The organism is Bradyrhizobium sp. HKCCYLRH2047 (assembly GCF_051168175.1).
Classification (GTDB): domain Bacteria; phylum Pseudomonadota; class Alphaproteobacteria; order Rhizobiales; family Xanthobacteraceae; genus Bradyrhizobium.
On sequence record NZ_JBNPUM010000005.1, the window covers coordinates 108,573 to 127,272 of the forward strand.

The 18,700-nt window shown below is 66.1% G+C and carries 22 protein-coding genes; 12 read left to right on the top strand and 10 right to left on the bottom strand.

Annotation, left to right across the window (positions count from 1 at the left end; translation table 11 throughout):
- Nucleotides 1-82 precede the first annotated feature (82 nt).
- Complete coding sequence (locus ACQR1D_RS13680; protein ID WP_316164804.1) at nucleotides 83-511, top strand: group II truncated hemoglobin; 429 nt, start codon at nucleotides 83-85, stop codon at nucleotides 509-511.
- Nucleotides 512-523: 12 nt separating this feature from the next.
- On the opposite strand, the gene ACQR1D_RS13685 is transcribed toward ACQR1D_RS13680, so the two are convergent.
- From ACQR1D_RS13685 to ACQR1D_RS13705, 5 genes are all read right to left on the bottom strand, one after another.
- Nucleotides 524-718, bottom strand: a complete 195-nt coding sequence (locus ACQR1D_RS13685) for a hypothetical protein (protein WP_315800052.1) — start codon at nucleotides 716-718, stop codon at nucleotides 524-526.
- A 47-nt stretch (nucleotides 719-765) separates the two neighbouring features.
- Nucleotides 766-1,152 carry an NUDIX hydrolase gene (locus ACQR1D_RS13690; RefSeq protein ID WP_315800053.1) on the bottom strand — a complete coding sequence of 129 codons (387 nt, stop codon included), beginning with the start codon at nucleotides 1,150-1,152 and terminating at the stop codon, nucleotides 766-768.
- A gap of 146 nt (nucleotides 1,153-1,298) precedes the next feature.
- The gene (locus ACQR1D_RS13695) at nucleotides 1,299-1,991 is read right to left on the bottom strand and encodes a hypothetical protein (protein WP_434839520.1); all 693 of its coding nucleotides are present in this window, start codon (nucleotides 1,989-1,991) and stop codon (nucleotides 1,299-1,301) included.
- A gap of 487 nt (nucleotides 1,992-2,478) precedes the next feature.
- Nucleotides 2,479-2,616, bottom strand: a complete 138-nt coding sequence (locus ACQR1D_RS13700; protein ID WP_316236534.1) for a hypothetical protein — start codon at nucleotides 2,614-2,616, stop codon at nucleotides 2,479-2,481.
- A gap of 44 nt (nucleotides 2,617-2,660) precedes the next feature.
- Nucleotides 2,661-2,906, bottom strand: coding sequence for a hypothetical protein (locus ACQR1D_RS13705; protein ID WP_316215766.1), 246 nt, complete (start codon nucleotides 2,904-2,906; stop codon nucleotides 2,661-2,663).
- Nucleotides 2,907-3,229: 323 nt separating this feature from the next.
- On the opposite strand from ACQR1D_RS13705, the gene ACQR1D_RS13710 reads away from it, so the two are divergent.
- Nucleotides 3,230-3,583 (top strand): DUF6481 family protein, encoded by a 354-nt coding sequence (locus ACQR1D_RS13710; protein ID WP_315800057.1) that lies wholly within the window; start codon nucleotides 3,230-3,232, stop codon nucleotides 3,581-3,583.
- 119 nt (nucleotides 3,584-3,702) lie between these two features.
- On the opposite strand, the gene ACQR1D_RS13715 is transcribed toward ACQR1D_RS13710, so the two are convergent.
- On the bottom strand, nucleotides 3,703-3,942 hold the full coding sequence (locus tag ACQR1D_RS13715) for a pentapeptide MXKDX repeat protein (protein WP_316178846.1): 240 nt from the start codon (nucleotides 3,940-3,942) through the stop codon (nucleotides 3,703-3,705).
- Between the two features lie 365 nt (nucleotides 3,943-4,307).
- Here ACQR1D_RS13715 and ACQR1D_RS13720 point away from each other — a divergent pair, with 365 nt between their 5' ends.
- Genes ACQR1D_RS13720 through ACQR1D_RS13730 form a run of 3 tightly spaced genes read left to right on the top strand, consistent with a single transcriptional unit; the run spans nucleotide 4,308 to nucleotide 7,234 of the window.
- Nucleotides 4,308-5,330, top strand: a complete 1,023-nt coding sequence (locus ACQR1D_RS13720; protein ID WP_316178848.1) for a TRAP transporter substrate-binding protein — start codon at nucleotides 4,308-4,310, stop codon at nucleotides 5,328-5,330.
- Nucleotides 5,331-5,333: 3 nt separating this feature from the next.
- The gene (locus ACQR1D_RS13725) at nucleotides 5,334-5,879 is read left to right on the top strand and encodes a TRAP transporter small permease (RefSeq protein ID WP_315800060.1); all 546 of its coding nucleotides are present in this window, start codon (nucleotides 5,334-5,336) and stop codon (nucleotides 5,877-5,879) included.
- Nucleotides 5,876-7,234 carry a TRAP transporter large permease gene (locus ACQR1D_RS13730; RefSeq protein ID WP_315800061.1) on the top strand — a complete coding sequence of 453 codons (1,359 nt, stop codon included), beginning with the start codon at nucleotides 5,876-5,878 and terminating at the stop codon, nucleotides 7,232-7,234. Before ACQR1D_RS13725 ends, ACQR1D_RS13730 begins: the two co-directional genes overlap by 4 nt.
- Nucleotides 7,235-7,299: 65 nt before the next feature.
- Here the strand turns inward: ACQR1D_RS13730 and ACQR1D_RS13735 are convergent, their stop codons facing one another.
- The 3 genes from ACQR1D_RS13735 to ACQR1D_RS13745 are packed head-to-tail and all read right to left on the bottom strand — an operon-like array spanning nucleotide 7,300 to nucleotide 11,853.
- Complete coding sequence (locus tag ACQR1D_RS13735) at nucleotides 7,300-8,214, bottom strand: hydroxymethylglutaryl-CoA lyase (RefSeq protein WP_315800062.1); 915 nt, start codon at nucleotides 8,212-8,214, stop codon at nucleotides 7,300-7,302.
- Nucleotides 8,215-8,236: 22 nt separating this feature from the next.
- Complete coding sequence (locus ACQR1D_RS13740) at nucleotides 8,237-10,243, bottom strand: acetyl/propionyl/methylcrotonyl-CoA carboxylase subunit alpha (protein ID WP_434893883.1); 2,007 nt, start codon at nucleotides 10,241-10,243, stop codon at nucleotides 8,237-8,239.
- Nucleotides 10,244-10,245: 2 nt separating this feature from the next.
- Complete coding sequence (locus ACQR1D_RS13745) at nucleotides 10,246-11,853, bottom strand: carboxyl transferase domain-containing protein (RefSeq protein WP_434893882.1); 1,608 nt, start codon at nucleotides 11,851-11,853, stop codon at nucleotides 10,246-10,248.
- A gap of 328 nt (nucleotides 11,854-12,181) precedes the next feature.
- Here ACQR1D_RS13745 and ACQR1D_RS13750 point away from each other — a divergent pair, with 328 nt between their 5' ends.
- Nucleotides 12,182-12,826 carry a TetR/AcrR family transcriptional regulator gene (locus tag ACQR1D_RS13750; RefSeq protein ID WP_434889306.1) on the top strand — a complete coding sequence of 215 codons (645 nt, stop codon included), beginning with the start codon at nucleotides 12,182-12,184 and terminating at the stop codon, nucleotides 12,824-12,826.
- 13 nt (nucleotides 12,827-12,839) lie between these two features.
- Entirely contained in the window at nucleotides 12,840-13,328 is a 489-nt protein-coding gene (locus tag ACQR1D_RS13755; protein WP_315712629.1) for an Lrp/AsnC family transcriptional regulator, read from the top strand.
- A gap of 38 nt (nucleotides 13,329-13,366) precedes the next feature.
- Here ACQR1D_RS13755 and ACQR1D_RS13760 read toward each other — a convergent pair whose 3' ends face one another.
- Nucleotides 13,367-13,672: an ETC complex I subunit gene (locus tag ACQR1D_RS13760; RefSeq protein WP_315800066.1), complete on the bottom strand. Its 306-nt coding sequence runs from the start codon at nucleotides 13,670-13,672 to the stop codon at nucleotides 13,367-13,369.
- 223 nt (nucleotides 13,673-13,895) lie between these two features.
- Here ACQR1D_RS13760 and ACQR1D_RS13765 point away from each other — a divergent pair, with 223 nt between their 5' ends.
- The 5 genes from ACQR1D_RS13765 (at nucleotide 13,896) to ACQR1D_RS13785 (ending at nucleotide 18,642) form a co-directional block, all read left to right on the top strand.
- The gene (locus ACQR1D_RS13765) at nucleotides 13,896-15,038 is read left to right on the top strand and encodes an OpgC domain-containing protein (protein WP_316178857.1); all 1,143 of its coding nucleotides are present in this window, start codon (nucleotides 13,896-13,898) and stop codon (nucleotides 15,036-15,038) included.
- Between the two features lie 174 nt (nucleotides 15,039-15,212).
- Nucleotides 15,213-15,617: a translational machinery protein gene (locus tag ACQR1D_RS13770; protein ID WP_434889305.1), complete on the top strand. Its 405-nt coding sequence runs from the start codon at nucleotides 15,213-15,215 to the stop codon at nucleotides 15,615-15,617.
- A 42-nt stretch (nucleotides 15,618-15,659) separates the two neighbouring features.
- Complete coding sequence (locus ACQR1D_RS13775) at nucleotides 15,660-16,739, top strand: efflux RND transporter periplasmic adaptor subunit (protein WP_434889304.1); 1,080 nt, start codon at nucleotides 15,660-15,662, stop codon at nucleotides 16,737-16,739.
- Nucleotides 16,736-17,971 (top strand): ABC transporter permease, encoded by a 1,236-nt coding sequence (locus ACQR1D_RS13780; RefSeq protein WP_434889303.1) that lies wholly within the window; start codon nucleotides 16,736-16,738, stop codon nucleotides 17,969-17,971. The genes ACQR1D_RS13775 and ACQR1D_RS13780 overlap by 4 nt, the downstream gene beginning before the upstream one ends.
- Nucleotides 17,968-18,642, top strand: coding sequence for an ABC transporter ATP-binding protein (locus ACQR1D_RS13785; RefSeq protein WP_434889302.1), 675 nt, complete (start codon nucleotides 17,968-17,970; stop codon nucleotides 18,640-18,642). The genes ACQR1D_RS13780 and ACQR1D_RS13785 overlap by 4 nt, the downstream gene beginning before the upstream one ends.
- Nucleotides 18,643-18,700 lie beyond the last annotated feature (58 nt).

The window sequence follows — 18,700 nt, forward strand, 5'->3', positions numbered from 1 at the left end:
GCGTTTTCCCGCTTGATCCAGATCAAGGCGCCATACCTCTGCCGCTTGTTGGCTGCAGAGGGGCGAGCAGAAACGAGATGCGATGACGGCAGCGAATTCGGCTAACGAAGCAGAAGCAGTTGTGAACGAGGCGACGCCCTATGAGCTCGTAGGCGGCGAGGCCGGCGTGCGCCGTCTGGCGGAGCGCTTTTACACCATCATGGACCAGGAGCCCGGCGCCAGCCGCATCCGCGCGATGCACGACGCCGATCTTGGTCCGATCAAGCAGTTGCTGTTCGAATTTCTCAGTGGCTGGTTGGGCGGGCCGGCGCTTTATTTCGAGCGGGCCGAACATCGCTGCATCATGTCCGCGCACCGTCCGTATCCGATCGGCGACGCCGAGCGCGACGAATGGATGACGTGCATGCGCCGCGCGATGTTCGATTGCGACATCACGGGCGACATGTATGCGTTGCTGGATCAAGCGTTTCTGCGGATGGCGAACGCATTCCGGAGCCGCAAGGCGAGCTGACAGAAACTCCCGTCAGCCCGACTTGGCGGCAGCCTCCCGGGCCAGACGCTCGGCCCGGAGCCGCTCGCGGTTGGCGTAAAAGGCGCGCTGGGCCGCCTCATGCTCGCGCATGGCTTGTTCGGCATCAGCCCTGCGGCTGGCGTCGCGCGCTCGACGCTCTTCCGGCGTGAGGACGCGAGGCTGTCTGTCTGTGTTATCGTAAGGCATGGGCACATAACGCCCAGGCGGCCGGGATGTTCCCAGCCCGCGACGGTTCAGTCCGGCTTTCGTGGAAACAGCTGGTCGCGGATGTAGCGCGACGTCGGCGTCAGGCTGAGTCCGTAGGGCTTTTGCCACACCGCGCGGTCGATCTCCTTCTTGTCTCCGATCTCCAGGCGCCCTTTGGCATGCTTGGCGATGAAGATGGCATCGCTCATCTTGCGACCCGAGCGCTTGTTCTTGGCGGTGACTTCCTTCCATAGCCGCAGCCGGCCGAGCTTGAGCTTGGGAAGCTCCTCCTTGATCTCGCGCTTCAGGCAGTCCTTCGCCGTCTCCTGCGCGCGTTTGCGGCCACCCGGAAACATCCAGCGCCCGTCGGCCCGGCGCCGGACCAGGAGAACCCTTCCGCCCTTGGCGGCAACCAGCTTGGACGCCTTGGTCATGGCCCAGGAGCTCTCACCTCTCGAACGATGAAGCGGAGTCTATCAAGATTCGCTCCCACTCCTGCTCCGGAGCTTTGCGGAGATTCGGCCACAACTCCGCAGCGGCCAACCAAGCTCAGCGCAGCGCTCCGACCGCCGGCGGCGGCTCAGTAGCAGGAGCGCGGATCGACCGCGACATACTCTCCCGACGGATATCGATAGTAGCAATTGCCCTGCGACAGATAATAGCCCGGTCGCGCCGCAGCCGTAGCGCCGGCGATCGCCCCGGTGGCACCACCAAGCACGGCGCCCGCCGCGGCACCGCCCGCCTTGCCGGTGAGGATACCGCCGAGCACCCCGCCGATGATCGCGCCCCCGAGCGCGCTGGCGCCCGGATCGACTTCGGCCGGAGGCGGCGCCGGCTCGTAGGCGACCGGCGGGGGCGCCTCGTAGGCCGCCGACGGCGCATAGACCACATCGTCAGCATAGTCCTCCGACACGTAGGTCGGCGGTCCTTCCATGGGCTCGGGATAATAGTACCAGACGCCACCGACGTCCCACCACCAGCCCGGACGGCCATTGTGAACCTCGTGCCGCCATCGGCCACCCTCCCAGCCGACCCGGCCGCGATAAGACTGCCCACCATAGTCGCGCACCGCGACCCGGCCGTGCGCATAACGCGCATCCGGTCCCCGCCCGACCATCGCTGGACCAGGGCCCGGCCCGTGGCCCGCTGCGTAGCCCTGACCGGCTCCCGGCGGACGTCCCTGCTGCGCCACCGGCGCAGGCTGACGTCCCTGAGGGGCAACGGCAGCCCGCGGCGGTGCGCCCGGCTGCGGTCCCTGCGGCTGGCCGGCCATGGGACCGGCTTGCCGCGGAATCTGAACATGGGGTTGGCCGCCCGGTTGCCCACCCTGGGCCGGCGCTTGGCGAATGACACCCGGCGGGCGGGCCTGGGGCGAATGCCCGGCACCAGGACCAGCCTGGTCCTGGGTTTGCGCCCAGGCTTGCGCGGGGATCCCGATGGCGGTCAGGATTGCGATCGCAGGCAGCCACCGTGTGCTCTGGTTGGACAACATCATTCTCCCCTACCCTTGATCACCCGCCGTCCGCGCTGATTGCCACGGACGCCAAGTGTAATGCGGATTGATCATCCCGGATCGCCGGCTTCGGCGCGCATGATCCGGACACATCATAGTTTCCGCGACAAACGGGTAAAATCCGGACTATTTTGCGGCTAGGTCAACCTGCTGCCGTCAGGTTAACCGAGATGCCGGCTGATTCGCCGCTTCGATCATGCGACCTTACTGGCGCGGCCCTGCCGATCCGGTACGAGCTGGTCGGCGGTCACCGGTCGGGCACGATCACATTGCAGTTGGTTCGTCCCGACATCAGGCAATCCTGCATCCGGCTTGCCGAGGTCAGGCTGCGAGCCAGCCACACGCCGAAGGCCACGACGAGCGCCGCGAACACCAGTGCCGCCATGGCACCGCGTCTATCCGGCCCCTGCGTACTCATCGCCGGTGCGCCTAGGCGGCACGCAGGCCAGCGGCCTCACCGTGCGGTTGCTGCTGCTGGCGAGATGCCGGCGAGATCGATTCGATACGGGTGCAGCTCGTCACCCAGAACAGCTGCCCGCATTCCCATTCGGAACCCAGCACACCGGCCGAAACGGGCCGCGGGCGGGCGAGGACCGCGGTCATCACGCATGCGCTGACCACGAGAGCGACGAGCGCGAGGCCGAGCGCCATGCGCCCGCGGCGAACACAGATCATGCCGGTCAACTCCGTTGGACGTCGCACCCGGGCGGTGCGCTGGTGCCCGCGAGGCGTGAAGCGACTCACAGCCGGCCGACCTGCGTCAGCGACGGGGGTGCTTACATAGCCTCCGGCGAGCGCCATGCAAGCGCTAGGCAGGTCGGATGTGGAGGAGCGGCGATAAAGCATTTGTCATCGACGCATGCGATCCTATACACACGGGCTCGCGTCGGCCTCCGCTCGTGTTCACGATCTCGTGGAAGAACTGCCTGGCGGCGCGTGCAGCCCCTGACCGACCACACCCTGATCGAACACCCAAATAGCGAAGTGACGACGTCTCCATGAGAGGATTCAAGGAACCTGGATTTGCCGATCGGCAGAAGGCCGCGCAGCAGGCCCGCCAGAGCATCGTGCAGAAGTTCAAATCGCAGCCGGGACCGGACGATCCCGAAGTCGTGAAGCGACGGCAGGAGCGCGAAGCTGCCGCCGCCCGCCGCGAGCAGCAGCGATTGGAGCGCGAGGCCGCCAAGGCGGAGCAGAAGCGCCTCGAGGAAGAGGCCAAAGCTGCCGAGATTGCCCGGCTCGCGCGCGAGGCGGAAGACGAAGCCGCTCGCCTGGCCGAGATGGAAGCCGAGCAGAAGGCGAAGCGCGACGCGCGCTACGCCGCGCGCAAGGCCCGCGGAAAGAAGAAGTAAGCAGCAACGCCGCCGCCACGAGACCTGCGTGCCGTCGCGTCCGGCATCGCGCGGCTCCTCACTTCATCGGCGATGGGACTGATACTGTCGTCCCATCGCACGATGCCGGGCGAGACGACTTAGTTCTTCTTCATCATGCCGTCGTCCTTTTTCATCCCGTCCTTGGACATGGCATCGTCCTTCTTCATGCCGTCCTTGGCCATCGAATCCTTCTTCATGCCGTCGTGGGACATCGCGCCCTTTTTCATCCCATCGTCCTTGCTCATCTTGTCCTCCGCGAAGGCCACCGGCGCGACGGCCACGTTGAACGCGAGGGCGGCGGCGGAGATTCCGAGGATGAGGCGGCTACGATTGGTCATGATGATCGCTCCTTCGTATGACGGGGTTCGACGGCGACGGACGCGCCGTTCCTGGATATCGACGTTCCGATGAAGGCGATTGTTACGAGCGCGGGCGAGAATTTTTGTTCGATCAAATTTGACTCGAATGCGTCCCGTTCCGGAATCGAGGACACAATTTTGCCCGGCAAGATCATGTTAGTACAACCCGGGCAAGGGATTCACAGGCCGGTACGTGCGCCGCAGCAATATGTCGCTTCCCATGCATTTGGCCTCGAACGAACTGCCTAGTTCGGCTAGAGGTAAGTCCGGTAGATTGGTTGGTATAACTCACGCCAACGAACCCGGGTCGGGAACCCAACCAGAAGTTGTCCAGGGGAAATCTCATGCTCACACGCCGTCATGTCATCGCATCCGCGCTCGCTGCGCCGGCCATTCTGCGTTTTGGAACCGGCACGGCCCATGCAGCAACGACGCTGAAGATCTCTCACCAGTTTCCCGGCGGCACCATCGACAAGGGCGATTTCCGCGACCGGCTCTGCCGGGTGTTCTCCGAGGAGGTCGCGAAGCGCTCCGGCGGCGAGATCGCGACCGAGATCTATCCGAACTCCTCGCTCATCAAGACCGTCGCGCAATTCTCGGCCATGCGGAAGGGCGCGCTCGACATCAGCCTTTATCCGATGCCTTACGCCGGCGGCGAGGTGCCCGAGACCAACATCGGGCTGATGCCGGGTCTGGTCACGACCTACGACCAGGGGATGCGCTGGAAGAACGAGCCGGTCGGCAAGACGCTGAGCGATTTTCTGGCCGACAAGGGCATCATCCTGCTCACCTGGGTCTGGCAGGCGGGCGGGGTCGCCAGCCGATCACGGCCGCTGGTGGCGCCCGAGGATGCCAAGGGCATGAAGGTGCGCGGCGGCTCGCGCGAGATGGACATGGTGCTGCAGACCGCCGGCGCCTCGGTGCTGTCGGTTCCGTCGAATGAAATCTACACCGCGATGCAGACCGGTGCCTGCGATGCCGGCATTACCTCGTCGACCAGCCTGATCTCGTTCCGGCTGGAAGAGGTGTCGAAGGCCCTCACCTCCGGAGCCAAGGCGTCGTACTGGTTCATGCTCGAGCCGCTGATGATGTCCAAGGCCTCGTTCGACAAGCTGCCGAAGAACCAACAGGACATCATCCTCGCGGTCGGCGCGGAGATGGAGGCGTTCGGGCGCAAGGGCGCGCAGGACGACGACATCGAAGTTGCCAAGGTCTACGAAAAGGCCGGCGCCAAGGTTACGGAGCTCGATGTCGAGACCGTCAACAAATGGCGCGACATTGCCCGTGATACGGCCTGGAAGGACTATGGCGGCAGGTCCGCGAACTGCGCCAAGCTCCTCAAACTCGCCTCCGACGTCGCGGCCTGATTGATGCACGCGCCCGTTCTCGATACCGAGGCCACGACAGCCATCGGCGCCAGCGGTCCGCTGGCGCCGCTCCAGCGTGTTGTCTCGCTGCTCAATCGCATCATCGTCGTTCTGGCCGCGTTCGCACTGGTCGCGGCCTGCCTCATCCTGAGCTACAGCGTGGCGGGCCGTGCACTGTTCAAGGCCGCCAACTACTGGCAGGACGAAGCCGCCGTGTTCTTGCTCGTCGGCGCAACCTTCATGACTGCAGCCTATGTGCAGGAGCATCGCGGCCACGTCAGCATCGAAGCCTTCGTTGGGCTGATGTCGCCGCTCGCCAACAAGATCAGGCTCTGGCTGGTCGACGTCGCGAGCTTTTTGTTTTGTGCCTTCTTCACCTGGAAATCCTGGACCCTGACACATGAGGCCTGGGTCGATGGTCAGGTCTCGAATTCGATGTGGTCGCCGCCGCTGGCGATTCCCTACGGCCTGATGGCCGCGGGAATGACCCTGCTGTGCCTGCAGATGCTGCTGCAGATCGTGGCTCCGCTGACCGGAGCGCGTCGATGAGCGTGTTCGGAATTGGGGTTGCCTACGGACTCTCGACCCTGTTTGCGATGTTCGCGGGCATGCCGATCGCGTTCGCGCTCGGCGCCGTCGCCGTCGTGTTCATGGCCATCTACATGCCGACCGCGTCGCTCGATACGGTGACGCAGAACGTCTACGAGGAAATGGCGTCGATCACGCTGCTGTCGATCCCGCTGTTCATCCTCAAGGGCGCGGCGATCGGCCGCTCCCGCGCAGGCCAGGACCTCTACTCGGCGCTGCATGCGTGGCTGCATCGCGTGCCCGGCGGATTGGGCGTCGCCAACGTGTTCGCCTGCGCGCTGTTCGCGGCGATGGCGGGATCGTCCCCCGCGACCTGCTCGGCGATCGGCTCGGCCGGAATTCCCGAGATGCGCAAGCGCGGCTATTCCGGCGGCTTCGCCGCAGGCATCATCGCCGCCGGCGGCACGCTCGGCATTCTGCTTCCGCCCTCGATTACGATGATCCTATTCGCGATCGCGGCGGAGAAATCGCTGGGACGGCTGTTCCTGGCCGGTATCGGCCCCGGGCTGCTGCTGGTGACCCTGTTCGGCGTCTATTCGGTGGTGCGCTTCCGGCAGGAATATGCGCGCGCGAAAGCCGTCTATGAGAAGTCGGGCGCGTGGTCGGACATCCTGACCAAGGACGATTTTACGATGGCGCAGCGCTTCTCCGTGCTGCCACGCGTGATTCCGTTCGTGCTGCTCCTGACCGGCGTCATGGTCGCGCTCTATGGCGGCCTCGCCACGCCATCAGAAACAGCCGGTCTCGGCGGCATCCTCGCGCTCGTGCTGATCGCGATCATCTACCGCGTCTGGAGCCCGGCCGATCTCGCGCCCATCATGAAGGCGACGCTGCGCGAATCGACCATGCTGATGCTGATCATCGGCATGTCGCTGCTGTACTCCTACGTGATGAGCTACCTGCACATCTCGCAGTCGGTGGCGGAGTCCATCGTGGCGATGCACCTGCCGCGCTGGGAACTGTTGTTCGCGATCCTGCTGATGGTGGTCGTGCTCGGCTTCTTCCTGCCGCCGGTATCGATCATCCTGATGACGGCGCCGATCATCCTGCCGCCGTTGCGGGCAGCGAACTTCGACATCATCTGGTTCGGCGTGGTGATGACGATCGTGATGGAGATGGGCCTGATTCACCCGCCGGTGGGTCTCAACATCTTCGTCATCAGGAACGTCGCGCCGGACATCCCGCTGCGCGAGGTGATCTGGGGCACGCTGCCGTTCGTCCTGCTGATGATGGCCGCCGTGCTGCTGCTCTGCTTCGTGCCGCAGATCTCGACGGCGCTGCCGGATCTCGTGATGGGGCCGGATCTCAGCCGCTGACGCAGCGACGAATGGCGACTAGGACGTAGCGAATAGGGATTGGCGATAGGTTCAGCCCCCGTTCGCTATTCGCCATTCGCTGCTCGCCTGTTCTTCGCATTCAGCGCGCCGGCAACGCGGCTGACCGGGGGCCGGCCGAGCAGCCGGCTGATTTCGTTGGTGGCGGCCAGCAGTTTCGTCATGTCGACGCCGGTGCGGATGCCCATGCCTTCGAGCATGTAGACGACGTCCTCGGTCGCGACATTTCCCGTCGCGCCCGGAGCGAACGGGCAGCCGCCGAGGCCGCCGGCGGCGGCATCGATGACGCGGACGCCCTCCTCCATGCCCGCATAGAGATTGGCCAGCGCCTGGCCGTAGGTGTCGTGGAAATGCATCGCAAGATGCATCACCGGCACATCGTCGCAGACGGCGCGCAGCATCTGCTTGGCCTTGAGCGGCGTGCCGACGCCGATCGTGTCGCCCAGCGAGACCTCGTAGCAGCCCAGGTCCCACAGCGCCTTCGCCACGCCGGCTACCGCCTGCGGCTTGATCTCGCCTTCATAGGGACAGCCGAGCGCGCAGGAGACGTAGCCGCGCACCTTGACGCCGTCGGTCCTGGCGTGGGCGATCACCGGCTTGAAGCGCTCCAGCGACTCCGCGATCGAACAGTTGATGTTGGCGCGGGAGAAGCTCTCAGAGGCCGCCGTGAACACGGAAATCACCCTGGCGCCCGCAGCGCGCGCGGCCTCATAGCCCTTCACATTGGGCACCAGCACATGGAATTCGCCGGGCAGCGCAGACACGCTGCGCATCACCTCATCCGATCCCACCATCTGCGGGATCGCCTTGGGCGAGACGAAGGCGCCGACCTCGACGGTCGCCAGGCCGGCGTTCACCAGCGCGCGGACAAAGGCGATGCGATCGGCCACGCCGACCAACGTCTTCTCGTTCTGCAGGCCGTCGCGCGGGCCCATTTCGATGATGCGCACGCTCTCGCTCATGCCGACCTCTCCGGTTCGAGGATCAGGCGGACGGTTCGAGGTCCGCCAGTTCGACGCCTTCCTGCACGATGTCGCCGACCTTGCACTTGATCGCCGTGAGCCGGCCTGCGAACGGCGCCCGCAGGGTCTGCTCCATCTTCATGACTTCGAGCGTCAGGATCGCCGCACCCTTCTCCAGGACGGCGCCTTCCTGCGCAAGCAGCGCCACGACGGTCCCCGGCAACGGCGCCACGATCTTGTCCTCGCCGGCCTGCTCCTCGTCGTCTCCGCCGAACGGATCGATCCAATGCAGATCGAAACGACCGTTGCGGGTCCGCAGGTACAGCTCATGGCCCTCGATGACGGCCACCACATGGGATTTGACGCCGTCGCACACAAGGTCGAAGCCGCCGTCATCAGTCGGAATAGCCGAGAACGAGGTCTCACGGCCCTCGATCGACAGGCGCTGTACGCCGGAACCATAGGCCAGCGTGGCGGTCCGCGGTTCATTACCCGCGCCTTGGCGGAACGAGAACACGCGCTGTCGCAGTCCCACCGGCATCCAGCCGGATGCGCGCCACGGCGAGCCTTGCTCCTTCGCGGCCGCGATCTGCTCGCCGATGAGAATGGCCCCAACCGCGGCACAGAGCTCGAGGTCGCCGGCCACCGCTCCTGACTGGGTCAGATGCGTCAGATGGCGCTCGATGAAACCGGTGTCGATCGCGTTCGCCACGACGTCGGGATGCGTCAGCAGCGACGACAGGAACGGGATGTTGCTGACGATGCCTCGGACGTCGGTGTCGTCAAGGCCGCGGTTGAGCCGCTCGATCGCGACCTCGCGGGTCGGCGCCCAGGCGATCATCTTGGCGAGCATCGCGTCGTAATAGGGCGAGACCGCATCGCCCTCGCGATAGCCGGCATCGATGCGCAGGCCGCCGGTTTCAGCGGGAAGCCGCCAGGTCTTGATCGTGCCGACTGAGGGCATGAAGTTCTTGGCGGGATTCTCCGCGTAGACGCGCGCCTCGATGGCATGGCCATGCAACCGGATCTGGTCCTGCGTCAGCGGCAGCTCTTCGCCGAAGGCGACGCGCAACTGCCATTCGACGAGATCGACCCCGGTGATCAACTCGGTGACGGGATGCTCGACCTGCAGACGCGTGTTCATCTCGATGAAGAACACGTCGCGGCCGTCGGAGACGAACTCGATGGTGCCGGCGCCGACATAGTTCACCGCGCCCGCCGCGCGACGCGCCGCAGCGCACACCGTGTCCCGTTGCGCCGGCGTCAACGTCGGCGACGGCGCCTCCTCGACCACCTTCTGGTGCCGGCGCTGCAGGGTGCATTCGCGCTCGAACAGCGAGACCAGATTGCCGTGGCTGTCGCCGACGATCTGCACCTCGATGTGACGTGGGCTCTCGACGAACTTCTCGATCAGCACGCGGTCGTCGCCGAACGCCGCCTTGGCCTCGCGCTTGGCGCTGGTGACGGCATCAGTGAGGTCGCCGGCCGCGTGAACCACGCGCATGCCGCGGCCGCCGCCGCCGGCGGACGCCTTGATCAGCACGGGAAAGCCGATCCGCGCGGCTTCATTGGCGAGCGTGGCGTCATCCTGCGCCTCGCCGTGATAGCCGGGCACCAGCGGCACGCCCGCCTGCTCCATCAGAAACTTCGAGCCGGACTTCGACCCCATCGCCGTGATCATCGCCGCGGTCGGCCCGACGAACACCAGCCCCGCATCGAGACAGGCCTGTGCGAACTCGGCACTCTCGGACAGGAAGCCATAGCCGGGATGAACGGCCTCGGCACCGGTCTGCTTGGCGGCCTCGATCAGCCGCTCGATGTTGAGATAGGAGTCGCGGGCGCGCGCAGGGCCGAGCAGCACCGCTTCGTCGGCCAGCGCGACGTGCAGCGCGTTGCGGTCGGCCTCCGAATAGACCGCGACGGTCTTCAATCCCATGGCGCGCGCCGTGCGGATGACGCGCACGGCGATCTCGCCGCGGTTGGCGATCAGGAGCTTGCGAAAACGACGATACAATCCGGGACGAGCCATGATCACATCCTGAACAGGCCGAACTTGGTCGGCTCGACCGGGGCATTGGCGGCGGCAGACAATCCAAGTCCGAGCACGAGGCGGGTATCGGCGGGATCGATCACGCCGTCGTCCCACAGCCGCGCGGTCGCGTAGTACGGATTGCCCTGCGCCTCGTATTGCGCGCGGATGGGGCTGCGGAATTTCTCTTCCTCGTCCGCCGGCCAGCTCTCACCCTTGGCCTCGATGCCGTCGCGGCGGACCTGGCTCAGCACCATCGCGGCCTGCTCGCCGCCCATCACCGAGATGCGCGCGTTCGGCCACATCCAGAGGAAACGCGGCGCATAGGCGCGGCCGCACATGCCGTAATTGCCGGCGCCGTAGGAGCCGCCGATCACGACCGTGAACTTCGGCACCGAGGCGGTCGCGACCGCCGTCACCAGCTTGGCGCCGTCACGGGCAATGCCGCCGGCCTCGTATTTCTTGCCGACCATGAAGCCGGTGACGTTCTGCAGGAACACCAGCGGAATGTTGCGCTGGCAGCACAGCTCGATGAAGTGCGCGCCCTTCAGCGAGCTCTCGCTGAACAGGATGCCGTTGTTGGCGATGATGCCGACCGGATGGCCCCAGATGTGGGCGAAGCCGCACACCAGCGTCTGGCCGTAGAGCTTCTTGAACTCGTCGAACTCCGAGCCGTCGGCAACGCGGGCGATGATGTCGCGCACGTCGAACGGCTTGCGGCCGTCGGCGGGCACGACGCCGTAGATCTCTTCCGCCGCATAGCGCGGCTCGCGCACCTCGCGCATGTTGAGCACGGTGCGCGCGCCCGGCGGGTTCAGGGTGCCGACGATGCGGCGCGCGATGCCGATCGCATGGGCGTCGTTCTGCGCGTAGTGATCGGTCACGCCCGACTGTCGCGAATGCACGTCGGCGCCGCCGAGCTCCTCGGCGCTGACGACCTCGCCGGTCGCCGCCTTCACCAGCGGCGGACCGCCGAGAAAGATCGTGCCCTGGTTGCGCACGATGATGCTCTCGTCCGACATCGCCGGCACATAGGCGCCGCCGGCGGTGCACGAGCCCATCACGATCGCGATCTGCGGAATGCCCTGCGCCGACATCTGCGCCTGGTTGTAGAAGATCCGGCCGAAATGCCGCTCGTCCGGGAAGATCTCGTCCTGCAGCGGCAGGAACGCGCCGCCGGAGTCGACCATGTAGACGCAGGGCAGATTGTTCTGCCGCGCGATGTCCTGGGCGCGCAGATGTTTCTTCACCGTCATCGGGTAGTAGGTGCCGCCCTTGATGGTGGCGTCGTTGGCGACGACGACGCATTCGCGCCCCGCGATGCGGCCGATGCCGGTCACGATGCTCGCCGAATGGACGTCGCCGCCATAGAGCCCGTGCGCGGCCAATGGCGACAGCTCAAGGAACGCCGTTCCGGGGTCGAGCAGCAGGTCGACGCGCTGGCGCGCCAGCATCTTGCCGCGCGACAAATGCCGCTTGCGCGAGGCCTCGCCGCCGCCCTCGGCGACCTGCCCCAGCTTCGTCCTGAGGTCGGCGACCAGCGCGCGCATGGCGTCGGCATTGCGGGCGAAATCTGAGGACGATGGATCGATCGTGGAGTGAAGCGTCATGACCGGCGTCTTCGTTGCGGGGCTGGAGGGGGAAGCCGTGGGAGCACGCGTCAGAGCGGTCGCGGCCGTTCAGGCCGCTGCGAGCCCGGGTGTACCATCTTTGCCCGCATGCTGTCCTCCCTGCCCGCCGGCGGCCCGGTTTGCGGCCGTCCGACCTTCTCGAATTAAACGATCATACGTTTTTAAATTCTATTCTCAAGCGGATTGTTGTAGCGTCCGGGGCGAGCAGCATTTGCTTGAGACCACGGAATTTTCAGACTTCACTACGGGACCCCCTGCCGTGGCGGGTCAGCCGCGATCGGCATCGGGACGGTCCAGCGAGGACGAGATGGCGCGCACGATCGGGTCACATGGTCCGACGACGATGGAGGCGATCCGCAGGGCCGGCCTGCGGCTGATCTTCCAGCACGGCTATGAGGCCATGAGCCTGCGCCAGCTCGCCGCCGAGGTCGGCATCCAGCCAGGCTCGCTCTACAATCACATCAGCACCAAGCAGGAGCTGCTGGCAGAGCTGATCCAGGACCACATCAACGACCTGCTGCACGAGCTCGAGCAGGCGCTCCGCGACACCCATGGTCCGGTCGAACGCCTCCGGGCATTCGTCGCCTTCCACGTCAGCTATCACATGACCCGGAAGCGCGAGGTCTTCATCGCCAATTCGGAGCTGCGCAGCCTCGATCCGCGCAACTACGAGGCGGTGGTGGCGCTGCGCGGCGCCTATGAGCGCCGGCTGGCCGACATCCTCAGCGACGGTGTGGCGCAAGGCGTGTTCGACGTCGACGACATCCAGGTCGCGACCTTTGCCATCATCGCGCTCCTGACCGGGCTGTGCAGCTGGTACCGCCCTGGCGGCCGGCTCACCAGGGAGGCGATCATCGCGGCCCACGAGAAGCTCGTGCTCTCGGGCGTCATGCCGCGCACCGCCGGGCCTGATCCGGCCGGCGGTGGCCGGCCTGATCGCCCGACCGGCTGAACGGGCCGCGCCGATGGCTGGCAGCCCGGAGCTCGACGCGATCGATCGCAGGATCCTGGCGGAGCTCCAGGCCGATGGCCGCATCCGCATCAACGAGCTCGCCGACCGGGTCGGGATCTCGCATCCGAACTGCCTGCGCCGGGTGCGGACGCTGCGCAGCAGCGGCGTGATCAAATCCATCCGCGCCAGCATCGATGAACGGTCGCTGGGCTATGAGGTGGTCGCGTTCGTGTCGATTCAGCTCGACAGCCAGCACCAGACGGCACTGGAGTCGTTCGAGGCCGCGATCGTGACGTTGCCCTGGGTCCAGCAATGCTGGCGGCTGTCGGGAGATGCGGATTTCCTGCTGAAATGCGTGTCGACCGGCGTCGAAGGCATGAGCCGCCAGCTCCGCCAGTTCGCCGCCCTGCCCGGCGTCCGGGCCATCAGGAGCTTCCCGGTGCTCGGCCTGTCCAAGGACGCGCCGCTGCCCATCCCCGGCGGGCCGCCTCAAACAGGTTGAACGGATGACGGCCGGGCCGGCCCCTCAATGCGTCCAAATCAGTGCGTCCAAGGCTCACCGCGGCGGAACGAGAAATTGTCGGCATAGGCGATCTGCCGCTTCACCGGCTCCTTCGGCTCGATCACCTGGTAGGGAATGCCCTTGCGCTCGCAATAGGCGATCGCCTCGTCCCTGGTATCGAAGCGCAAGGTGACCTGCTGCTTCATGTCCGAGGAGGATGTCCAGCCCATCAGCGGCTCGACCGAACGCGGCTGCTCCGGCTCATAATCCAACTGCCAGTCCCTGGTCTTGGCCTTGCCCGATTGCATCGCGTTCTTGGCGGGCTTGAAAATGCGTGCGGTCATGGCTGGAAGAGCCCCTGGAAGCTGAGGTCGTCATGCGTTTGGCGGAAACGGCCGGGATGGGGTACAGGCAAGATCCAGCACGGAACGGTGATTCCCATCCAGGACGTGACCGTCTATCGTGCCCCGTATAGTCATTCTGCCGTCCCGTGACAATCTCGGTCGACTGCCACGGCGCCTCTGCTCCCCGAACGTTTTCCATTCAAAACAGTGCGTTGAAGCGGCCATGAAAATCAATGCCACGCTGCCCGAGCGCGGGCGCGACCTGCGGCTCGACCTGTTTCGCGGAATCGCCAACTGGGCGATCTTTCTCGATCACATCCCGGACAATGTGGTGAACTGGATCACCACGCGGAATTACGGCTTCAGCGACGCCGCCGACCTGTTCGTCTTCATCTCCGGCTATACTGCCTCGTTCGTCTATGCGCGCATGATGATCGACCGCGGCTTCATCGTCGGCGCCACCCGGCTGTTCAAGCGGGTGTGGCAGCTCTACGTCGCCCACATCGTGCTGTTCGTGATCTATATCGTGGCCATCAGCTATCTGGCGACGCGGTTCGGCGTCTCCGAGATCATCGACGAGTTCAACGTCGCGGGCCTCGTCGACCACGCCAGCGATACGCTGGCCCAGGGACTGATCCTGAAGTTCAAGCCGGTCAATCTCGACGTGCTGCCGCTCTACATCGTGCTGATGGGCTTCTTCCCGCCGGTGCTGTGGATGATGCTGCGCCAGCCCGACCTGACCATGATCGCCTCGATCGTGCTGTGGCTCGTGGCGCGACAGATGGGCTGGAATTTCGCGGCCTATCCGGCGGGCACCTGGTACTTCAATCCCTACTGCTGGCAGGTGCTGTTCGTGTTCGGCTCATGGTGCGCGCTCGGCGGCGCCCGCCGATCGATGGGCATCATCATGGCGCCGGCCACGCTCTATTTCTGCATCGCCTACATGGTGCTCGCACTGGTCATGACGATGGCCGGCCGCTTCCCTGAGCTCGGATCGATGTTTCCGAACTGGCTCTATGCGGCCTTCAATCCCAACGACAAGACCAACCTCGCGCCGTACCGCTTCCTGCATTTCGTGGTGATCGTCATTTTGGTCATCCGGTTCGTGCCGAAGGAATGGCCGGGCCTGGAGTGGAAGGCGTTCGATCCCCTGATCGTCTGCGGCCAGCAGTCGCTGGCGGTGTTCTGCGTCGGCGTGTTCCTGTCCTTCATCGGCCACTTCACCCTGATGCTGAGCTCGGGCTCGCTGCTGGCGCAGATCCTGGTCAGCGCCGCGGGCATCGCGATCATGACCACCGTCGCCTACTACATCTCCTGGTCGAAGCGGCAGGACAAGCCGCTGCCGAAGCCGCCCGCGCCGAAGTGAGCTCCGCGGCACAGCGGCGCGGGGGCGGTCCCCGCCTCCGTTGACCTGCATCAAGCCGGGCACGATCGGGCTCGCTAAGGTTTGCATCACCAACGGAGCCGCTTCCCGCGGCGCGCGTTTCCTTGCGAACGCGCGCCGCTGCGCATGCGGTGATTTGCTGACAAGGACCAGATCATGCCGACCCATTTCCATGCCGTCGTGTGGCTCGATCACAGCGAGGCCAAGGTGTTCCACATCGGACTGACCGGTGCCGACGAGCTGACGCTGCATCCGCACCTGCAGACCAAGCATCTGCATCACAAGGCCAACGAGATCGGCAGCGGCCACGCGGCGCCTGACAAGAATTTCCTCGAAGAGGTCGCGCGCGCGCTCGACGACGCCGGCGAGATCCTGATCATCGGCCCGGCCGGTGCCAAGACCGAGCTTGCCAAGTACCTGCACGAGAAGCATCCTGCGGTCGGCAAGCGCATCGTCGGCGTCGAAGCCGCCGATCACCCGACCGATCGCCAGATCGTCGCCTATGCCAAACAGCACTTCAAGATGGCTCCGCCCCGCGTGGCGACGGGCACTGCGGGCTAAGTATAGCCTTTCTCCCGTCGCAGGGTCCGTTCGATCATGGACATGCTGACGCCGGACCCATCCAACGCCATTGCTGCTACGCCGGCCGTCGATCGCGGCCGGCGTCGTTTTCCGTGGCGCGGCCTGCTCTCGATCATCCTGCTGTTCGGCGCACTGGCCGGGCTTGCCGCATGGTGGGGGCGTGGACCGCTGATCGCGACCGCCCGCATCACCCGCGGCACGGCGGCCGAGATCGTCTATGCGACCGGCGCCGTGGAGCCGGAGACGTGGTCGCGGAGCACGCCGCTGGTCCGCGGCCGCATCATCGAGCGCTGCCGCTGCGAGGGCAAGTCGGTCAAGGCCGGCGACGTGCTGGCGCGGCTCGACGACAAGGAGGCGCTGGCCACCTTGAACGATCTGCGTGCACAGGAGGAATTCCAGCGCCACGAGTTCGAGCGACAGTCGCAGTTGCTGGCCCGCGGGGCGGCCACCTCGCAAGCCTACCAGCGCTCCGAAAGCGATCTCGCCCGCATCCGTGCCCAGATCGCGGCCCAGACCCAGCGCCTCGACTACTTCAAGCTGGTGGCGCCGATGGACGGCGTCGTCCTCAAGGAGGACGGCGAGGTCGGCGACATGGTCGATCCCGGCACCATCCTCTACCGCGTCGGCCTGGAGAAGCCGCTCTGGGTCGTCGCCGACGTCAACGAGGAGGACATCCCCCGTGTCCAGATCGGGCAGAAGGCGCTGCTGCGCGCCGATGCGTTCGGCAACCAGGCCCTGCCCGGGACGGTGAAGCAGATCACGCCGGCGGGCGATCCCGTGGCCAAGACGTTCCGCGTGCGGATCGGCTTGCCGGACGACACGCCGCTGCGCGTCGGCATGAGCGTCGAGGCCAACATCGTCAGCCGGGAGACGGCCGACACGCTGCTCGCGCCGGCCAATGCCGTCGTCAACGGCAGCCTCATGGTGATCGAAGGCGGCCGTGTGCAGCGGCGTGCGGTGCGGATCGGCATCCGCGGCTCCGCGGCGGTCGAGATCCTCGACGGCGCCAGCGAGGGCGAGCTGGTCGCAGCGCCCGCGACCGCCGACATCAAGGACGGCGAGCGGATCCGCGTGATCGGGCCCGAGACGTCGGCGCCATGAGCCTCGTCCTGACCATCGCCTGGACCCATGTGCGCCATCGCGCCCGCCAGACGCTGGTCGCGATCGCGGGCGTCATGACCGGCGTGGCGTTTTCGGTGATGATGGCGGCGATGATGGAGGGCTCCCAGGACGACTTCATCCGTACGCTCGTCGACGCGCTGCCGCACATTTCGATCACCGACGAGCTGCGCCAGCCGACCCGCCAGCCGGCCGACCTGATCTATGCGGCAGCCGAATTCCGCCGATTGACCCCGAAGGTCCGCCGTCCCGGCATCAAGAACCCGATGGCCACCATCGCCTCGCTGCAGGGCTGGGTGCCGGGCGCGCTGACGGCGTCGGTGCAGTCCAAGGCCGTGCTGCGCTTCGCCGGCCGCAACCTCACGGTCGCGATCATCGGCATCGATCCGCGCACGGAGGGCCAGGTCTCGACGCTGGCGAGCCACATGCGGCAGGGCAATCTCAATTCGCTGTACCGGTCCTCGCACGCGATCCTGCTCGGCGACCGGCTCGCGGCCAAGATCGGCGCGCGGGTCAACTCCAACATCACGCTCGCCTCGGCCCAGGGCGTCAGCATGAATGCGACCGTCGTCGGCACTTTCCATTCCGGCTTCCGCGGCACCGACGAGACCACCGGCTACGTACTGCTGCGCACCGCGCAGATCCTGGAGCGCCAGACTGGGATCATCAACGAGATCCGCGTCCGCACCAACGATCCGATGCAGGCGCGCCTGATCAGCGAGCGCATCGGCGAGCAGACCGGCTATAAGGCGGTCTCCTGGCAGGAGGCGCAGGAGGACCTGTTGTCGGCGATCACGCTGCGCAACGTGCTGATGTACACTATCGTCGGCGCCATCCTGCTGGTCGCGAGCTTTGGCACTTACAACATCATCTCGACCATCACCCACGAGAAGACCCGCGACATCGCCATCCTCAAGTCGCTCGGCTTCCGCGACCGCACGGTCCGCACCATCTTCATCGTCGAGGCGCTGTTCATCGGCTTGACCGGTGCCGCTCTCGGCTGGGCGCTCGGCTACCTGCTCACCCGCGGGCTCGCCTCGCTCGAGTTCAAGACGCCGTTCTCCGACTACAATCATCTGCCCGTGCTGTATTCGCTGAAGCACTATCTGCTGGCGGGCGCGGTCGCGCTGATCTCCAGCGCCGTCGCCGGCTACTTTCCGGCCCGCGCCGCGGCGCGGTTGCATCCGGTCGACATCATCCGGGGCGCGACGTGAGCCCGCCCCTGATCGAGGCGCGGCAAGTGACGAAGGTGCTGCCCGGCGAGGTGCCGGTGACGCTGGTCGCCGACATCGATCTCGTGATCCATCCGCGCGAGCTCATCGCCATCACCGGACCGTCGGGCTCGGGAAAATCCTCCCTGCTCTATCTGCTTGGCCTGCTCGACCTGCCGAGCCAGGGCGACGTGCTGATCGACGGCCGCTCGACGACGGGCATGAACGAGGACGAGCGCGCCGAGGTGCGGCTGTCACGGCTCGGCTTCGTCTTCCAGTTTCATTTCCTGCTGCCGGAATTCTCGATCACCGAGAACGTCGCGCTGCCGATGCGCGCGCTGGCACGGCTGTCGCCGCGCGCCATCACCGCGCGCGCCGAGGAGCTGCTGAGCTCGCTCGGCCTCGCCGAGCATCTGCGCAAGACGCCGGACAAGCTGTCGGGCGGCCAGCGCCAGCGCGTGGCGGTGGCGCGCGCGCTCGCCAACGATCCTCCCGTCATCCTCGCCGACGAGCCGACCGGTAGCCTCGACACCGCCGCGACCGCGCAGGTGTTCGGCATCCTGCGCGATCTCGTCACGCTGCGCGGCAAGACCGTGGTCGCGGTCACGCACGACCTCAACCTCGCCGCTCAGATGCAACGGCGCGTGCACATCATCGACGGCCGGCTGGCGTAGGACGAGCTGGCGCGCTGAGCCGCCGGCCGCGACCTCGGCACGGCCGACGCGCGAACCG